The sequence below is a fragment of the Delftia deserti genome, from assembly GCF_042653485.1.
In the GTDB taxonomy this organism is placed as follows: Bacteria; Pseudomonadota; Gammaproteobacteria; order Burkholderiales; family Burkholderiaceae_C; genus Comamonas; species Comamonas acidovorans.
The window spans coordinates 2,167,151-2,184,142 of the sequence record NZ_JBHSIH010000001.1 but is presented as its reverse complement, the minus strand read 5'-3'; the positions used below and the strand labels follow the sequence as shown (position 1 = coordinate 2,184,142).

Sequence of the window (16,992 nt, the reverse complement as noted above, 5' to 3'; positions counted from 1 at the left end):
CGGTGCCGGTGGCGCGCATGGACTACCGAACCTATTGACGACAAAGGGCGCACGGGCGCCCGACTGGATTTCTACGATGAAGATTGTGTTGGCCTCCAACAACCGCGGCAAGCTCGCCGAGCTGCAAGCCATGTTCGCCCCGCTGGGCGTTGAACTGATTCGCCAGGGCGACCTGTTCGAGGGCGAGGCGCCCGAGCCGCATTGCACCTTCGTGGAGAACGCGCTGTCCAAGGCCCGCTTCGCGGCCGAGCGCACGGGCCTGCCCGCCATTGCCGACGACGCCGGCATGTGCGTCTCGCACTTCGGCGGCCTGCCGGGCGTGGACACGGCCTACTACTGCACGCAGTTCGGCTACGAGAAAAGCGACGACAACAACGTGCGCGCCCTGCTGGAGCAGATGCAGGGCGTGGCCGACCGCCGTGCCGCCATGGTCAGCACCCTGGTGGGCGTGCGCAGCGCCAGGGACCCCGAGCCGCTGATCGCCATGGGCCGTGTGCTCGGCGAGATCACCACCGAGCGCCGTGGCACGCAGGGCTTCGGCTTCGACCCCGTGATGTACATCCCCGAGCTGGGCCAGACCTTTGCCGAGATGGACCCGGCCGTGAAGCACGCGCACAGCCACCGCGGCCGCGCCACGCTGCAGATGATCGAACTCGTGCGCGAGCGCTGGGTGCGATGATTCCCATCCAGCCCCAGGATTCGGCCTCCGGCGCCCAGGCCGCCGTGCAGCGCGACATCCAGCACTACATGCGCCCCGGCACGCTGCAGCTGGGCAGCCTGCCGCCGCTGTCGCTGTATGTGCACCTGCCCTGGTGCATTCGCAAGTGCCCGTACTGCGACTTCAACTCGCACGAGCATGGCCGCGACGGCCCCGAGCTGCCCGAAGACCGCTACATCGACGCCCTGGTCGCCGACCTCGAAAGCGCGCTGCCGCTGATCTGGGGCCGCACCGTGCACAGCATCTTCATCGGCGGCGGCACGCCCAGCCTGTTCGCGCCCCAGTCCATAGACCGGCTGCTGGCCGCCATCCGCGCGCGCCTGCGCATGGAGGCCGACGGCGAGATCACCATGGAGGCCAACCCCGGCACCTTCGAGACCGACCGCTTCCGCGCCTTCCGCGCGGCCGGCGTCACGCGGCTGTCCATTGGCGTGCAGAGCTTTGACGACCGCCTGCTGCAGACCGTGGGCCGCGTGCACGACGGCGCCCAGGCGCGTGCGGCCGTGCGCGAGGCGGCCGACAGCTTCGAGACCTTCAACATCGACCTGATGTACGCGCTGCCCGGCCAGACCGAACTGGACCTGGCGCGGGACCTGGACGTGGCCATGTCGTTTGCCCCGCCGCACCTGTCGGTCTATCACCTGACCATCGAGCCCAATACGTATTTCGCCAAGTTTCCGCCGGCCATCCCCGAGGACGACCTGGCCTACGACATGCTGGACCGCATCACCGCGCGCACTGCTGCCGCGGGCATGCAGCGCTACGAGATCTCGGCCTATGCGCGTGAGGGCCACCAGTGCTGGCACAACCGCAACTACTGGCAGTTCGGCGACTACCTGGGCATAGGCGCGGGCGCGCACAGCAAGCTCAGCTTTGCGCACCGCATCGTGCGCCAGGTGCGCTTTCGCGATCCCGCGCGCTACATGGACCAGGCCCTGGCCGGCGCGCCGCTGGCGCAGGACGGCGAGGTGCGCCGTGCCGACCTGCCCTTCGAGTACATGCTCAACGCGCTGCGCCTGCGCGAAGGCTTTGCGCTGCAGGACTTCATGGAGCGCACGGGCCTGCCGCTGTCCTCCATCGCCAAGGGGCTGGACGCCGCACAGGCCAAGGGCCTGATCACGCGCGACCTGGGCCGGGTGGTGCCCACGGAGCGGGGCTTTGACTTCCTCAGCGATCTGCAGGAGTTGTTCCTGGCGGAGTGAGCGGGCCAACGACCATTGAAAAAGGACGCCTCGGCGTCCTTTCTTCATCCAGCGCCACAGCGCAATCGGCCGGCGATCAGCCGCAGCGCACGGCCACGATGCGGCCTGTGCCGTCGACCACCAGGTTCAGGCGCTCCTGGTTGAACTCCATGGTGGTCGGTTGGCCGTCGCGCAGCACGCGGGCCATGTAGGCGCCCGACTGCTTGCGTGCGGCCTCCAGCGTGGCCGAGGTATTGCTCTTGCCCACGAAGGACTGGGCCGATGCCGCATTGCAGACCTGCACGGGGCGCGGGGCCGGCTGCGCCGCGCCGCCGCCGCTGCTGCCACCAAAAGGATTGCTCATGCCGGCGCAGCCGGCCACCAGGGTGGTGGCGCCCAGCAGGGCCAGGGCGGCAAGGCGGCGTTGGAGGGCGGGGGCGGTCATCGGCATGGTCTGTCTCCTCGATTCATGGGGTGTTGCTGCGCAGTATCAGGGCGGGCGCGGGCGCGCTGCCTCGGACAATGCCGCATACCTTAGCCGGGCTGAGCCGGGCCAAGGCGAAGCCGAAGGCATGCGGAAGTAACAGGTGGCAGCAAAGGCTTCAGCGCCGCGCGCTGCGGCCTTCCGCGGGGGCGTGGTGGAAGACCGTGGCCTCCATGCCCATGGCGCGTATCTTGGCGGCCGCCTGATCGGCGCTGCGCTGCTTGGCAAAGGGGCCCGAGCGCACGCGCACGATCTCGCCCCTGTTGCTGTGCAGGGTCTGGCTGAGCGTGGGCAGCTTGGCTTTCTCCAGCCGCTCCACCACGCGCCCGGCATTGCCTGCTTCAGAGAACACGCCGATGTTGATGTAGTAGTTGCCCGGCTCCAGAGCCGCCGAGGCGGCCTTGGCAGGTGCCGGGGCCTTTGCGACGGGTTCGGCGGACTTGGCGGGCTTGGCTGGTTTGGTTTCAGTCGCCACCTTGGAGGGCTTTGCGGGCGCTGGCGTGGCTGCGTGCACGGACGCTGGTGCAGGTGCAGGTGCAGGCGCAGGTGCTTTGGCTGGCACCAACGCGGCCTTGACGGGAATGGCTGCCGCTGCAGTGGCAGCGACGGCACCCGCAGCGCCGGCCGCTGCCACTACGGGCATGGGTTCGACCGTGCCGGAGACGGTGCTGCCGGCAGCGGGCAAGGGCGCTTGCGGATCAGGGCGCGCCTCGGCCTGGGCGACCGGCTCTTGCGGCTGGGGTATGGGGACGGGAGTGGGGGCGGGAGTGGGCGCCGGTTCCGTCCTTGGCGTTTCAACGGCAGCTACGGCTGCGGCGGGCATTGGCGCCACGGCTGGTGCAGCTGGCGAAACTGGTGCAGCGGCCGGTATGGCTTCGGACGGAATCACCTCGGTCTGTGCCGCCATGAAATGCGGCGTGCCCGGCAGCGCCCAGATGCCTGCAGCGGCAGCGGCGGCAAGCACCGCACCGGCCGCCACGGCCAGCCGCTTGCGCAGGGGCGTGGCCGCGCTGCGGGCCAGGCGTTCGTGCGCTGCGGCCATGTTGGGGGCCTCGCCAATGGCTTGCAGCGTGTGGCGGCGCACATGGTGCCAGTACAGGGCATTGGCGCCCAGGCCGGGAATGGCAATGGCCAGCAGGATCAGCGTGGCATCGATGCCGTGGGCAATCGCCGGGGGCAGGCCCAGCGCGGGACGCAGCAGCAGGCCCCAGACCAGGCCCGTGCCGCCGGCGGCCAGCGCATAGAGGCCGCCCTCTTGCCACAGCCCGCGCAGCCCGCACCAGGGCAGGGTGAACAGGCCTGCGGCCAGGTTCCAGGTAGGCAAGGGCTTGCCCAGCGCGTCGAAGCGCTCGAACAGGCGCAGGTAGTAGTCGCGCGAGGGCTCGCCAATCAGGCTGGCGTACAGGCCAGGCATCAGGCCGGTGCCCTGTCCGCCCATGAAGCTGGTGACGCCGGAATGTGCGCCGGCGCCTGCCCGCTCGTTGGGGGCAGCGGCGTCATCGCCGTGCTGCAGCGCATAGGCTGCGGCGGCGAAGGCGCTGGCTATCGAGGGCGGCAGTTTGCTGGGGCTCTTTGGAGTGTCGGCAGTGCCGGGCTCGGCAAAGGCGGGCTCCTGCCGAGCAGGGGCCGCCTGCCTTCCGAAGTCGATGGTGGCGGGAGGTGCTGAGATGGCGTCTTCCGATGGGGCGGGCATGTCAGCAATTGTGTCATGCACTCATGGCTGTCGGAATCACGACATTCGGGCGGATCGATCGGGTGAATCAATCGGTCAGATCCATCGCGCAGATCAATCGCGCAGATCAATCGCGCAGATCAATCGGGCCGATCCATCGGCGCCGATCGATCTGCCGTTGCCATCAGGCCTGGCGCGCGGGCAGCACCGTGGCGCGGCACTCGCCGAAGCCGATGCGCGCGGCGCCCGGCTTCTCGCACCAGCCGCGCAGGATCACGGCATCGCCATCCTGCAGGAAGGTGCGGCTCTCGCCATTGGCCAGCGCCACGGGCTTCTTGCCGCCTTCGGTCAGCTCCAGCAGCGCACCGGCCTCGCTGGAGGTGGGGCCGGACAGCGTGCCCGTGCCCAGCAGGTCGCCGGGCTGCAGGTCGCAGCCGTTGACGCTGTGGTGGGCCACCAGCTGGGCCATGGTCCAGTAGGCGTGGCGATAGCTGGTGTGGGTGATCTGCTGGGCGGCCTGGCCTTCGGCGCGCATGCGGCCGGTCTCCAGCGCCACGCTCAACTGCACGTCGAACGCGCCGAGCTCGGAATTGGCGGCCGAGCTGAGGTAGGGCAGGGGCTGGGGATCTGCGGCGGGCCGCGTGAAGGCCGTGCGGTAGGGCTCCAGCGCCTCCAGCGTCACGATCCAGGGCGAGACCGTGGTGGCGAAGTTCTTCGACAGGAAGGGGCCCAGCGGCTGGTATTCCCAGGCCTGGATGTCGCGCGCCGACCAGTCGTTGAGCAGGCACAGGCCGAAGATGTGGTTCTCTGCCTCGTCCATGGAAATCGCCTCGCCCCAGGCGTTGCCGGCGCCGGTGTAGATGCCCATCTCCAGCTCGTAGTCCAGGCGTGCGCAGGGCTTGAGGGCGGGCGCGGCGGCGTCGGGCGCCTTCAACTGGCCCATGGGGCGGCGGAAGTCCACGCCCGACACGCGCAGGCTGGACGCACGGCCGTGGTAGCCGATCGGCACCCACTTGTAGTTCTCCATCAGCGGGTTGTCCGGGCGGAACAGCTTGCCGACGTTGGTGGCGTGGTGCACCGAGGTGTAGAAGTCCGTGTAGTCGCCGACCTGGGCCGGCACCGTGTACTCCACGTCGGACTGGGCCACCAGGCAATCCTTGAGCGCCGCCTGCGCGGCAGCGCCTTCGCGCAGCGCGCGCGACAGCGCCAGGCGCAGGGCCGACCAGGCGGCCGGTCCCATGGCCATGAAGCCGTTCAGGTGCTGTTGCGAAGCGGCTTCCAGCTGCGGCTGCACGGCATCGCCCAGCGCCTTGAGGGCACTGGCGCGCGCCAGGTCCAGCACCTGGTCGCCAATGGCCACGCCGCCGCGCCAGGCCTCCTGGCTGCCTGCGCGGCGGAACACCGCGTAGGGCAGGTTCTGGATGGGAAAGTCGCTGGCGCCGGTGTTGGCCGAGGCCACCCAGCTGCGCAGGCCTGCGTCATGGGTTTCGTTCAAGGACATCTGTCTCTCCTGGTTGGGTTTGTCTGTCGTTGGTATGAAAAGGGGTTTGGCGGGGCAGGGCGAGGCGTGGCGGGGTCAGGCGGCGGCAAAGCCGCCGTCCATGTTCCAGTGTGCGCCGCGCACCTGGGCGGCCTGCTCGCTGGCCAGGAAACCGGCCAGCGCTGCCACCTGCTCCACGGTCACGAAGGCCTGGGAGGGCTGCTTGGCGCCCAGCAACTGGCGGGCCGCCGCGTCGGCATCCAGCCCTTCGCGCGCGGCCAGCGCATCGATCTGCCTTTGCACCAGCGGCGTCAGCACCCAGCCGGGGCAGATGGCGTTGCAGGTCACGGGCGTGGTGGCGAACTCCAGCGCCACCGACTTGGTCAGGCCGATCAGCCCGTGCTTGCTGGCCACATAGGCCGGCTTGCGCGCCACGCCCACCAGCCCGCTGACCGAGGCGATATTGATGATGCGGCCCCAGCCGCGCTCCAGCATCTGCGGCGCGCAGGCCTGGATGGCGTGGAAGGGGGCCGAGAGATTGACGACCAGCAGCTCGTCCCACTTGCCGGCCGGGAATTCGAGCAGCGGGCTGACATGCTGCATGCCTGCGTTGTTGACCAGGATGTCGATGGCGCCCATCTCGGCCGCAATGCGCCGGGCCAGCGGGGCGATGGCGCTGCCGTCGCGCAGGTCCAGCTCGTAGTGGCGTACCGGCACGCCGTGGGCCTGGGCGATCTCGCGCACCAGCGCATCGGTCTCGGCCGATGCGGCGGCCTGGCCATGCAGCGCAATGGCCGCGCCCTCGCTGGCCAGATGGCGCGCCACGGCCAGGCCGATGCCGCTGGTCGAACCGGTGATCCAGGCCACGCGGCCCGCATGCGGGCGGCAAGCCGGGTAGGAGGGGGTGGGGTTCATTTCAGAAGATCCATTTCCATATGCACGTACTCGCTGAGAAAACGCACCCGCGCCCAGTAGATCAGCAGCCCGTCGGCGTTGCAGGCCCAGCGCAGCGCCTGCATCAGCGGCGTGCCCAGGGCCACGCCCAGGTGCTCGGCGGCCAGTTCGTCGGCCGGCGCCACGCTCAGGTGCTGGCGCGCCACGGCAATGCGCGAGGGGTCGCTGCTCAGGGCCACGGCCAGGGAGCTGTGCTCCAGCTGGGCCTCGATCTCGGGAAACAGCTGCTGCTCCAGGTAGAGCTGGGACAGGCAGAACCGCGCCGCGTCATGGTCGTACACACGCAGCAGGTGCACGTAGGCGGGGGCCATGCGGCCCACGTCGGGGAAGCCTTCGGGAATCGGCGGCAGGCAGTCGCGCCCGGTGTGCAGGGTGATCTGGCCGATGTGGGCGCCAAAGGCCACCAGCTCCTTCCAGCTGGTAGGCAGCAGGAAGGACGGCGGCTTGTAGGGCGCCGCAATCACCCGCGTGCCGCCGCGCTTGCGCGTGAGCAGCAGGCCCTCTGCCACCAGGGCACCCAGCGCCATGCGCACCGTGGTGCGCGACACGCCATGCAGCGCCTCCAGCTCCTGCACCGTGGGAATGGCGCTGCCTATGGGCCAGGCGCCCGTGGACACCTTGCTGCGGAACAGCCGCGCCAGCTGCAGGTGCAGCTTGTCCCGGCCTTGTTGAGGGGCCGACGCGGTGGAGTTGGAGGGCATGGAGGCAATAAAGTATCTATTCAGTGCTTTTATTTTCACACAAAGCGCCAGCCCTGACAGCCTGTGCTGACGCCCATCGTTGACAAATGTCTTCAATTGAGCAGGCCGAATGACTTTTAAACTGCGGCCCTTTTTCGGTTTTTCGTTTTCCGTTTTTGAATGTTGGCCAAAGTGGCCGTTGGGTGTTTCATGCAGCAGCAACATGCTTGGGAGTTTTTTCGCGCCGGTGGAGTGGACCAGGTGGTCATACGCACCGGGCAGGACATTGCGCACATCGGCGAGCTGGACCAGAAGCTGTGGGTGGCCCTGGCCTGCCCCACGCGCGGCATCGAGTTCGACAGCGACACGCTGGACCTGATCGACGAGGACAAGGACGGACGCATCCGCCCGCCCGAACTGATCGCCGCCTGCCAATGGGCCGTGGCGCGCGTTCGCGACCCGCAGGTGCTGGCCGATGGTGGCGACGTGCTGCAACTGTCCAGCCTGGAGCGCGACAGCGAGCAGGGCGCCCTGCTGCATGCCGAGGCCGAGCGCATGCTGGCCCTGTCCGGCCAGGCCGGCGGCTCCGCGCTGAGCCTGGCCCAGGTGCGCGAGCGCCTGGCCTCCCTGGCAGCCATGCGCTTCAATGGCGACGGCATCGTCAGCCCCGCCACCGCCGGGGGCGACAAGGCGCTGGCCGCTCTGGTCGAGCGCATCGGCAAGGCCTATGGCACGGCGGCGGGCGCCGATGGCGTGGCCGGCATCGCGCGCAAGCAGGCCGAGTCCTTCTATGCCGACCTGCGCTCCCTGCGCGACTGGCATGCAGGCGCCGAGGCCCTGGGCTGCGGCATTGCCGAGCGCGACCAGGCCCTGGCCGCAGCCCGCGCCGTGGACGCGGTGCAGGCCAAGGTGGACGACTTCTTCGCGCGCACACGCCTGGCCGCCTTCGACACGCGCGCGCAGGACCCGCTCAACCCCTCCATCGAAGGCTATGCCGCCCTGGGCCGCGAAGTGCTGGACAGTGGCGCCCAGGCTATTGCCGCCCTGCCGCTGGCCGCCGTGGCGGCCGACCGCGCGCTGCCGCTGGCCCAGGGTGTCAACCCCGCCTGGGCCGGTGCGCTGCAGGCCCTGCGCGAGCAGGCCGTGCAGCCCGTGCTGGGCGAAGACCTGCAGGAGATCAGCGCCACGCAGTGGGAACAGGTCAAGGCCGCGCTGCAGCCCTGCCGCCAATGGCTGGCGGCAAGGCCCGCCACACCGCTCGATGCCCTGCCCCAACAGGAGGTGCAGGCGCTGCTGGACGGCGGGCAGGAAGCCGCGCTGCTGGACCTCATCGCCCAGGACGAGTCCGAGAAGGAACACAGCCTGCAGGCCGTGGCGCTGGAAAAGCTGATCCGCCTGCAGCGCGACCTGCTGGTGCTGCTCAACAACTTCGTCTCGTTCAGCAGCTTCTACCGGCGCGAGGGCGCGGCCTTCCAGGCCGGCACGCTCTACCTGGATGCGCGCAGCTGCGACCTGACCGTGGAAGTGAGCGACACCGCCGCCCACGCCGCGCTGGCCGGCCGTGCCAAGACCTGCCTGGCCTACTGCGAGCTGCGGCGCGAGGGCAAGAAGAAAGCCATCGTCGCGGCCTTCACGGCGGGCGATGTGGACTTTCTCTTCGTGGGCCGCAACGGCGTGTTCTATGACCGCGCGGGCAACGACTGGGACGCCACCATCGTCAAGCTCATCGAGAACCCCACCAGCATCGGCCAGGCCTTCTTCCTGCCCTACAAGAAATTCCTGCGCATGGTGGAGGAACAGGTGGCCAAGCGCGCCTCGGCCAAGGAAGAGGGCGTGACCGCCAGCCTGGGCACGCAGGCCGGCCAGCTGGTCACGGCGCCCGGCACCGCTGCGGCCAACGCCACAGCCGCCACGGCCGCGGCCGCATCGCGCAAGACCGATGTGGGCACCGTGGCCGCCCTGGGCGTGGCCCTGGGCTCCATCAGCGCCGTGCTGGTGGGCATCTTCGGCAAGTTCATCGACCTGGGGCCCTGGATTCCCGTGGCCCTGGTCGGCCTCATCGCGGCCATCTCCGGGCCCAGCATGATGATTGCCTGGCTCAAGCTGCGCCAGCGCAGCCTGGGGCCCATCCTGGACGCCAGCGGCTGGGCCATCAACGGCCGCATGCGCATCAACCTGCCGCTGGGCCGCAGCCTGTCGCAGACCGCCAAGGTGCCCGTGGGCGCACGGCGCACGGCGGGCGATCCCTATGCGGAAGGCAACGGCCTGCGCAACACCCTGGTGGCGCTGGCCGTGGTGGCCTTGCTGGCGCTGATGGCCTGGCGCCTGCACTGGGTCGACGGCCTGCTGCCTGCGGGCTGGCAGTACGGCGCGGCACCGGCCGCTGTGCCGGCTGCGCCAGAGTCCGCACCTGCGCCTGCGCCAGCAGCGGCACCGGCACCGGCGGCTCAGTAAGTCGAGGCCAAGGGGCGGGCAAGCCACTTGCCCCGCCCCGGTCGGGAAACCTCAAGGCGCGACAATAGCGCCATGACCTCCCCCACCCACGTACAACGCAGTGCCGTGCCCCTGAGCACGCACGACACCACCCGCATCGACGACCTGCGCATCAAGGCCGTGCGCCCCCTGATCACCCCGGCCCTGCTGCAGGAATGGCTGCCCGCGCCCGAAGCCGCGCAGCAACTGGTGGAAACCAGCCGCGCCGCCATCTCGGACGTGCTGCAGGGCCGGGACGACCGGCTCATCGTCGTCGTCGGACCCTGCTCCATCCACGACCACGACCAGGCCATGGACTATGCGCGCCAGCTCAAGGCCCAGGCCGACGCGCTGACCGGCGAGCTGCTCGTGGTCATGCGCGTCTACTTCGAGAAGCCCCGCACCACCGTGGGCTGGAAGGGCTATATCAACGACCCGCACCTGGACGGCAGCTTCGCCATCAACGAAGGCCTGGAAATGGCCCGCGCCCTGCTGCTGGACGTGCTGGCCCTGGGCCTGCCCGTGGGCACGGAATTCCTGGACCTGCTGTCGCCGCAATTCATCAGCGACCTGGTCAGCTGGGGCGCCATCGGCGCGCGCACCACGGAAAGCCAGAGCCACCGCCAGCTGGCCAGCGGCCTGTCCTGCCCTGTTGGCTTCAAGAACGGCACGGACGGCGGCGTCAAGGTGGCCAGCGACGCCATCCAGGCCGCCAGCGCGCCCCACGCCTTCATGGGCATGACCAAGATGGGCCAGTCCGCCATCTTCGAGACCCGCGGCAATGGCGACTGCCACGTCATCCTGCGCGGCGGCAAGCAGCCCAACTACGGCGCCGAGCATGTGCAGGCCGCCTGCGCCCTGCTGGAAGGCGCAGGCCTGCGCCCGCAGGTCATGATCGATGTCTCCCACGCCAACAGCAGCAAGCAGCACCGCCGCCAGATCGACGTGGCGGCCGACGTGGCCCAGCAGATCGCCGGTGGCGATGCCCGCATCACGGGGCTGATGATCGAAAGCCACCTGCAGGAAGGGAGGCAGGACATCGTGGACGGCCAGCCGCTGGCGCATGGCGTGTCCGTGACCGATGCCTGCATCAGCCTGGAGCAGACCGTGCCTGTGCTGGAGCAGTTGGCTGCGGCGGTGAAGGCGCGGCGGGCGAAGCTGCAGGGGTGAGTTGACTGGCCGGGTCTGTTTTGGACCCGCGTCAGGCAATGGGGCAGTCCTGTCCTTCGGCAGGACTGCAACCCCGCAACCGCCACGACGCAGGCGCTGACATACGGGGTGGGGAGACCGGGGGATCGTTCTCAGGCCCGCACGGGCCTCGGCTCCAGATTGCGCGCCGTCCCCAGCCAGGTCGCGCAATGCGTTTCATGACCATCCTCGGCCACCGCGTACAGGTCGGCTGCGCAGATGCTGAGCACGCGGCCCGCATCCACCACGCGGCCGCGCGCCCGCAGGTGGGTGCCGCGTGCGGGGGCGAAGAGCTTCACGCTGCCGTCCACCGTGGCATTGGCCCAGCCTGGCGGTAGCACAGAGCCTGCGGCTGACACCGCCGCAAAGTCGCCCAGCGCAAAGATCGCCGTGGCCTGCAACTGGCCTGGCTGAAAGCACAGGGCATCGGCAATCGGCATCTCCAGCTCGGTGGCGCCGGGCTCGGCCCGCACGAAGCGCAGGCCCAGGGTGCGCGCCATGGGCATGGCCAGCACGGCCTTCTGCAGCGCCTGGGTGGATGGGGTAGGGTGGGTGGTCGGCTCAGTCATGGCTTGTCTCCTTCGTGGTGGGTGAAGCGGCGCGGCGCACGCGCGGCCAGGGCGCGGCGGGTTTGTCGGGGGTGCTGGCTGGGGCCGGTGCCGTCTGCGCCAAGTCCCGCTCGGCCTGGCGGGCGCGCAGCCACTGCACATGGTCCAGGGCCTGGGCGCGCTGGGCCTGCAGCGCGGCGATCTGTTCGTCTATCTCCTGCACGCGCTGCTGCACGGCATCGGCCAGGTCACCGGGACCTATGCGCCCCGCACGCCAGGCGCGCAGGTTCTCCGCAATGCGCGGCAGCCCGAACCCCAGCGCGCGGGACATGGCGATGAACACCACCTCGCGCCGGGCCGAGCGCGGATAGTCGCGGTAGCCATTGGGCAGGCGCCGGGGCTTGAGCAGGCCCGCGCGCTCGTAGTGCCGCAGCGCGTGGATGGAGACGCCCGTGAGCTGGGCGAGTTCGGAGATCAGCATGTGCCAAGGCTAGCAAGGCTCGTGCTGGGCTAGGGTTGGGGAGGTGACAGGTTTTTCCCCGCCTCTTCGCGAATCCATTCCAGGAACGCGCGCACTTCGGTGCGGTCGGCCGCTCCGGGCCGCGCCACCGCGTAGTAGGCAAATCGTGCGGGCCATGGCTTGTCCAGCACCTGGATGAGCCGGCCCGCCGCGATTTCTTCCTGGGCATAGGCCTGCGGCACCAGCGCCAGGCCCTGGCCAGCCTCTGCCGCACGGATCAGCAGGAAGTCATCGTCAAAGGCACTGCCGCGCTCCGCGCGCAGGTCGTCCGCCACGCCATGCGCTTTCAGCCAGAGCGGCCAGTCTGCGCGGTCGCCGTCATGCAGCAGGGGGTAGCTGAGGCAATCGCCGGCCTCATGGATCACTGCCCCGTGCGCCTTCAGGAATCCCGGCGAGGCGACGGGTGTCAGAACCGGCGCCATGAGGGGGAGAACCTCCAGCCCCGGATAGTCTCCCAGCCCATGGCGCAAGGCCACGTCCACCCGGTCGCGCCGCAGGTCCACCAGTTCCGACGTGGCCTCCACGCGGATTTCGATGTCCGGGTGCAATTGCTTGAAACGCCCCAGCCGGGGCACCAGCCAGGATGCTGCAAACGTGGCGACCGTGCTGACGGTCAGGCTCCGTCTTGCCTTGGTGCTTTCCAGGTCGTGCATGGCCTGGTCGATTTGAAGAAACGCTTCGCGCAGCCTGGGGAACACGCTGGCGCCTGCCTCGGTCAGCCGCATGCCAAGGCGCTCACGCTCCAGCAACACCACTCCCAGGCGGTCTTCCAGCACGCGGATCTGCTGGCTGACGGCACCGGGCGTGACGTGCAGGGCCTGCGCCGCAGCCTTGACGCTTTTGCGCTGCCCCACTTCCACGAAAGTGCGCAGCGCCTGCAATGGATAGGTCATTCTATTTTTAGATTTACTAAATTCATTGAGCAGAAATCATCGCTTTAAATTAGACGTATACCTGTTGAGAATAAGTCTTTCCAGCGATTCTATGAATTAAGTTTATCTAAAATTCAAATGCTCCATCTCTATTCAGACAGCTCCCCCAATGGCTTCAAGGCGACCATTGCGCTTGAAGAGCTTTCGCTGCCTTACCAGCTGCACCATGTGCGCATCGATGAAGGCGAGCACCGGCAGCCGGCCTTTCTGGCGCTGAATCCCCACGGCCGCATTCCCGTGCTCACGGACAGCGAGACGGGTGTGGTGTTGTTTGAGTCAGCGGCCATTCTTCTGTACCTGGCCGACAGGACTGGGCAGCTGCTGCCAGAGGACCTGCAGGCCCGCTGGGAGGCGATCAAATGGCTGCAATTCCATGCGTCCAGTGTCGGGCCGCTGCTGGGCCAGCGCGTGCACTTCGAGCTGTTCGCGGACAGCCCGGTTCCTGCGGCCATCGAACGCTACCGGCGCCTGACGGAGGAGGCGTTCACGGTGCTGGACCACGCGCTGGAGGGCCGTTCCTACTTGGCCGGCGACTGCTACTCCATTGCAGATATTGCCCATTTCGGTTGGACGCACATCGCGCGAATCATCCACTTCGACTTCAGCCGGCACCGCCATCTGAGCGCATGGCATGAGCGGGTCGCGGCCCGGCCTGCGGTGCGCAAGGGCATCGCGCTGCCGTCACCGGCAACCGGCGCATGAACACGAGTCAGGTCCAGACAATGAACGCAACTCCTCTCTCCCCGCGCACGGGTGGGGCTTCCTATGCCTCGTTCTACGCACACCCTGGCTACCGGCGCATGTTTGCACCAGACCGGCTGACCGTGGGCATCTTCCTGCCGCTGCGCAGCTACAAGGGCGACATGTCGGTGCTGCGCGGGCAGGCCGATCTGGTCACCCGCATCGACCAGCATGGCTTTGCCGCCGTGTGGGTGCGCGATGTCCCTTTGTTCGATCCCTCGTTCGGGGACGCAGGGCAGGTGTTCGACCCCTTCACCTACCTGTCCTTCCTGGCAGCCCGTACGCGCAAGGTCGCCTTGGCCACCGGCAGCGCCATCGTCTCCCTGCGCCATCCGATCGACCTGGCCAAGGCCGCCACAAGCATTGACCAGCTCTCCGGCGGCCGGCTGGTGATGGGCTTGGCCTCTGGCGACAGGCCGATGGAGTTTCCCGCCTACGGACTGGAACACGCGGCCCGGGCACAGCGCTTTTCCCACGCGGTTGCCTATATGCGCCAGCTCATGCAGCCCGGGCTCCTGGACATCGACTCCCCGCTGGGGCGCCTGGAAGGAGCCGAGTTTCTCCCCCAGCCCGTTGCAGGGAGCATTCCGCTGATGGTGACGGGATCGTCAGGCCAGTCGCTGGCGTGGATTGCCGAGCATGCAGATGGCTGGCTGACCTACCCCGGTGCCACCCATACCCCCCGGGGGCCCCAGCACCTGGCGGAAAAAATCCGCGCCTGGCGTGACCTGATCCCTGGAGGCGCATTCCGCCCGCACATGACGAATGAGTGGATCGACCTGGTCGATGACCCCGGCCATCCCCCGACCCCGTTGCATGGGGGCTATGTCCTGCGCACCGGGCGCAAGGGACTGGTGGCATTGCTCGAACAGTGGCAGGCGGCAGGGGTGAACCATGCGGCGCTGGGCATCCAGTGGTCACAGCGCCCGCCCGCCGAGGTGCTGGAGGAACTGGCCCAGGAGGTGCTGCCGCACTTTCCCTCGCACGAAGGGCTGACGGCAGTGGCGGTTGACTGGTGAACGCAGGCTCGGGACAGGAGTGACCAGGCCTTGGCGAGCATGGAAAAGCACCGGGCGCCGAGCCCCGTGACAATCCGCCCCTCGAACATGGCCGATACGGTCTTGGACCGAGGTGGGTCATGGCTGATGGAGCCGTACCGTCCATGCAATGGCTTGCTGTAGGGGCTTCCATCTGCGTTGAGAGGACGGTTTTCTTGCTTTCTTGAGTGGAAGCACCCATTAGCTACATGATTCATTAATTGGAAGCAAAAAATCAAAATTTGATGCACTATAGGCTAACATGATTGCCTGATAAATAAGCCTATAGGCTAGCAATGTCTCCTGAACTGAATCAGCTTCGACTCGAACAGTTGGACGCAAACCTGTCAAATTACGCAGACTTGGTGAAGCAGCAGACGCCCGCACGGGGATGGCTGAAGCTCATCCGGGAGGCGTTGGGACGCACGCAACGCCAGCAGGCCCAGCGGCTGGGCGTCTCCGGTGCCACGCTGCACAAGTCCGAACAGTCCGAAGCGGAGGACCGCATCACGCTTGGGCAACTGAGAAAGCTGGCCGACGGGTTGGACTGCGAACTGGTCTACGCCCTGGTTCCCAGGCAACCGCTCACCAAAGTGGTTGAGGAACGCGCCCGCGTCATTGCCATGGAGGAGGTCGCGGGCGTGGCCCACACCATGGGACTCGAAGACCAGCGCCCGGGCGCCGATCGGCTTCGCAAACAGGTGGAACGCAGGACCGAAGAGTTGCTGCGCGGCCGATGGTCGGAGCTATGGCGATAGACCTCGACGAGCAGGACGGCCAGAGCCCGCTAGACCCGGACGAGAAGGCCGGGCTCATCCCCCAGCACCTGGCAACCAAGGGTGACCTGAATGAATGGGAACAGGAAAACCTCCTGATTGCTGTGCGCTGGCTGAAGCGGGTGCGGCCAAACGTGCTCAGCGAAGGATTCTGCCGAACCTTGCACTCCAAGATGTTCAGCCTGACGTGGTCGTGGGCAGGCACGTTTCGCAAGTCGGATAAGAACATCGGTTGCGATTGGACGCAGGTGGGCGTCCAATTGGCACAGCTTTTCGGGAACACGCAGTGGTGGGTGGAAAACGCCACCTTCCCTCCTGACGAAATCGCCGCGCGCTTTCACCGCGATCTGGTCTGGATTCACCCGTTTCCCATCGGCAACGGACGTCACTCGCGCATGATGGCCGACGCGCTGTTGCGCAGTCTGGGACAGCCGGCCTTCTCTTGGGGAAGTGGCAGCAATCTGGTGGCGGCCAATGATGTACGGGCTCGCTACCTTGCGGCCTTGCGAGCTGCAGACCAAGGCAACTATCAACTGTTGCTGGCATTCGCCCGTAGTTGAGCGGGGTCCGTTGTCCGCCATCGAGTGGACTCGCTGCAGCTGCTCCGCGTCTGTGCTTGAGCAGCTTCCTCTGGGCAGACGCCCCGTGAGCTGTGCGAGTTCGGAGATCGGCATGTGGCAAGGCTGCCAAGGCTTGTGCTGGACCAGGGTTGGGGAGTGACAGGTTTTTCCGACCGCTCAACGCAATCGTGAACGGTCAAAAGGCCTGATTCCGCCGTGCATCCACAAGACCCAAGAACATTCAAGCTTGGTGCGCTGCAGGCCTCATCACGCGGGCCGTGAACCGGGCCATGAACTCGCGTGTGGCAATGCGGGCGCCCAGGGCCGTCAGGTAGTTGGCGCAACCGTGCACCACCGAGGCGCGGTTGTCGTCGAAGGCTTTCAGCCCCAGGCGAACCACGTCTTCGCTGGACGCTTTTTTCCCGAAGGATGCGGCCTCGCCGGCGCGGGTGAAGAACGCCGTGTCGGTAGCGCCCGGGCACAACGCCAGCACACGCACGCCGCGTGGCCGGTACTCGGCCCAGAGCGCTTCGCTGAACGAAAGGACAAAGGCCTTGGTCGCGGCGTAGACCGCCATGTACGGGACCGGCTGAAACGCTGCCGTGGAGGCGATGTTGATGACGCCGCCCTGGCGCTGCTCCAGTGCGGGGAGGCACAGGTGCGTCAATTCCACCAGGGCGCCCACATTCAGGTCGATGGCCTCCCGCTGCATGGCCAGCGCCAGTTCATCAAACCTGCCATGGGTGCCGAAGCCCGCGTTGTTCACCAGCAGATCCGGCAGCAGGCCCCTGGCGCTGACGGCATCGAAGACCCGCCGGGCCGCCCCGGGTGTGGCCAGGTCCTCCACCAGGAATTCGGCGCCGGGCAATTCGTGGGCGAGCTTCTCGAGCCTGTCGCGGCTGCGCGCGATCAGCACGACTTTGGCGCCTCGGCGGGCAAGCTCCCTGGCGAATACTTCGCCGATGCCCATGGAGGCGCCGGTCACCAGGACGGTTTTCTGGGAGAAATCAAAAGGGGTTTTCATGCACTCGAGTATTGAGACGGGGTGC

17 protein-coding genes are annotated in these 16,992 nt (G+C 67.8%); 8 read left to right on the top strand and 9 right to left on the bottom strand.

Features of this window, described 5'->3' with window-relative positions:
• The first annotated feature begins 76 nt into the window (after positions 1–76).
• Positions 77–679 (top strand): RdgB/HAM1 family non-canonical purine NTP pyrophosphatase, encoded by a 603-nt coding sequence (gene rdgB / locus ACFPFG_RS10410; RefSeq protein ID WP_012203957.1) that lies wholly within the window; start codon positions 77–79, stop codon positions 677–679.
• Positions 676–1,920, top strand: coding sequence for a radical SAM family heme chaperone HemW (hemW, locus tag ACFPFG_RS10405; protein ID WP_380106363.1), 1,245 nt, complete (start codon positions 676–678; stop codon positions 1,918–1,920). Before rdgB ends, hemW begins: the two co-directional genes overlap by 4 nt.
• Positions 1,921–1,996: 76 nt before the next feature.
• Here the strand turns inward: hemW and ACFPFG_RS10400 are convergent, their stop codons facing one another.
• The 5 genes from ACFPFG_RS10400 to ACFPFG_RS10380 form a co-directional block, all read right to left on the bottom strand.
• Complete coding sequence (locus ACFPFG_RS10400; RefSeq protein WP_183018880.1) at positions 1,997–2,350, bottom strand: I78 family peptidase inhibitor; 354 nt, start codon at positions 2,348–2,350, stop codon at positions 1,997–1,999.
• A gap of 151 nt (positions 2,351–2,501) precedes the next feature.
• Positions 2,502–4,076, bottom strand: coding sequence for an SPOR domain-containing protein (locus tag ACFPFG_RS10395; RefSeq protein ID WP_380106361.1), 1,575 nt, complete (start codon positions 4,074–4,076; stop codon positions 2,502–2,504).
• A gap of 163 nt (positions 4,077–4,239) precedes the next feature.
• Positions 4,240–5,556: a fumarylacetoacetase gene (gene fahA / locus ACFPFG_RS10390; RefSeq protein ID WP_380106359.1), complete on the bottom strand. Its 1,317-nt coding sequence runs from the start codon at positions 5,554–5,556 to the stop codon at positions 4,240–4,242.
• Between the two features lie 75 nt (positions 5,557–5,631).
• Positions 5,632–6,450: a 3-hydroxybutyrate dehydrogenase gene (locus ACFPFG_RS10385; protein WP_380106357.1), complete on the bottom strand. Its 819-nt coding sequence runs from the start codon at positions 6,448–6,450 to the stop codon at positions 5,632–5,634.
• Entirely contained in the window at positions 6,447–7,190 is a 744-nt protein-coding gene (locus ACFPFG_RS10380) for a GntR family transcriptional regulator (protein WP_183020239.1), read from the bottom strand. Before ACFPFG_RS10380 ends, ACFPFG_RS10385 begins: the two co-directional genes overlap by 4 nt.
• Positions 7,191–7,379: 189 nt before the next feature.
• Here ACFPFG_RS10380 and ACFPFG_RS10375 point away from each other — a divergent pair, with 189 nt between their 5' ends.
• Both ACFPFG_RS10375 and ACFPFG_RS10370 read left to right on the top strand, forming a co-directional pair.
• Positions 7,380–9,623, top strand: a complete 2,244-nt coding sequence (locus tag ACFPFG_RS10375) for a hypothetical protein (RefSeq protein ID WP_380106355.1) — start codon at positions 7,380–7,382, stop codon at positions 9,621–9,623.
• A 72-nt stretch (positions 9,624–9,695) separates the two neighbouring features.
• Positions 9,696–10,811 (top strand): 3-deoxy-7-phosphoheptulonate synthase, encoded by a 1,116-nt coding sequence (locus tag ACFPFG_RS10370; RefSeq protein ID WP_380106353.1) that lies wholly within the window; start codon positions 9,696–9,698, stop codon positions 10,809–10,811.
• Between the two features lie 131 nt (positions 10,812–10,942).
• Here the strand turns inward: ACFPFG_RS10370 and ACFPFG_RS10365 are convergent, their stop codons facing one another.
• Genes ACFPFG_RS10365 through ACFPFG_RS10355 form a run of 3 tightly spaced genes read right to left on the bottom strand, consistent with a single transcriptional unit; the run spans position 10,943 to position 12,790 of the window.
• Positions 10,943–11,398: a PaaI family thioesterase gene (locus ACFPFG_RS10365; protein WP_046240527.1), complete on the bottom strand. Its 456-nt coding sequence runs from the start codon at positions 11,396–11,398 to the stop codon at positions 10,943–10,945.
• The gene (locus tag ACFPFG_RS10360) at positions 11,391–11,858 is read right to left on the bottom strand and encodes a MerR family DNA-binding transcriptional regulator (RefSeq protein ID WP_183020242.1); all 468 of its coding nucleotides are present in this window, start codon (positions 11,856–11,858) and stop codon (positions 11,391–11,393) included. The genes ACFPFG_RS10365 and ACFPFG_RS10360 overlap by 8 nt, the downstream gene beginning before the upstream one ends.
• Positions 11,859–11,887: 29 nt before the next feature.
• Positions 11,888–12,790: a LysR substrate-binding domain-containing protein gene (locus ACFPFG_RS10355; protein ID WP_380106350.1), complete on the bottom strand. Its 903-nt coding sequence runs from the start codon at positions 12,788–12,790 to the stop codon at positions 11,888–11,890.
• A gap of 117 nt (positions 12,791–12,907) precedes the next feature.
• Here ACFPFG_RS10355 and ACFPFG_RS10350 point away from each other — a divergent pair, with 117 nt between their 5' ends.
• The 4 genes from ACFPFG_RS10350 (at position 12,908) to ACFPFG_RS10335 (ending at position 15,943) form a co-directional block, all read left to right on the top strand.
• On the top strand, positions 12,908–13,531 hold the full coding sequence (locus ACFPFG_RS10350) for a glutathione S-transferase family protein (protein ID WP_380106348.1): 624 nt from the start codon (positions 12,908–12,910) through the stop codon (positions 13,529–13,531).
• Between the two features lie 20 nt (positions 13,532–13,551).
• Positions 13,552–14,589: an LLM class oxidoreductase gene (locus ACFPFG_RS10345; RefSeq protein ID WP_183020245.1), complete on the top strand. Its 1,038-nt coding sequence runs from the start codon at positions 13,552–13,554 to the stop codon at positions 14,587–14,589.
• Positions 14,590–14,903: 314 nt separating this feature from the next.
• Positions 14,904–15,365 carry a mobile mystery protein A gene (locus ACFPFG_RS10340; RefSeq protein ID WP_099752166.1) on the top strand — a complete coding sequence of 154 codons (462 nt, stop codon included), beginning with the start codon at positions 14,904–14,906 and terminating at the stop codon, positions 15,363–15,365.
• Positions 15,356–15,943 (top strand): mobile mystery protein B, encoded by a 588-nt coding sequence (locus ACFPFG_RS10335; RefSeq protein WP_374620039.1) that lies wholly within the window; start codon positions 15,356–15,358, stop codon positions 15,941–15,943. Before ACFPFG_RS10340 ends, ACFPFG_RS10335 begins: the two co-directional genes overlap by 10 nt.
• A gap of 241 nt (positions 15,944–16,184) precedes the next feature.
• On the opposite strand, the gene ACFPFG_RS10330 is transcribed toward ACFPFG_RS10335, so the two are convergent.
• Positions 16,185–16,967, bottom strand: a complete 783-nt coding sequence (locus ACFPFG_RS10330) for an SDR family NAD(P)-dependent oxidoreductase (RefSeq protein WP_380106347.1) — start codon at positions 16,965–16,967, stop codon at positions 16,185–16,187.
• Positions 16,968–16,992: the final 25 nt, after the last annotated feature.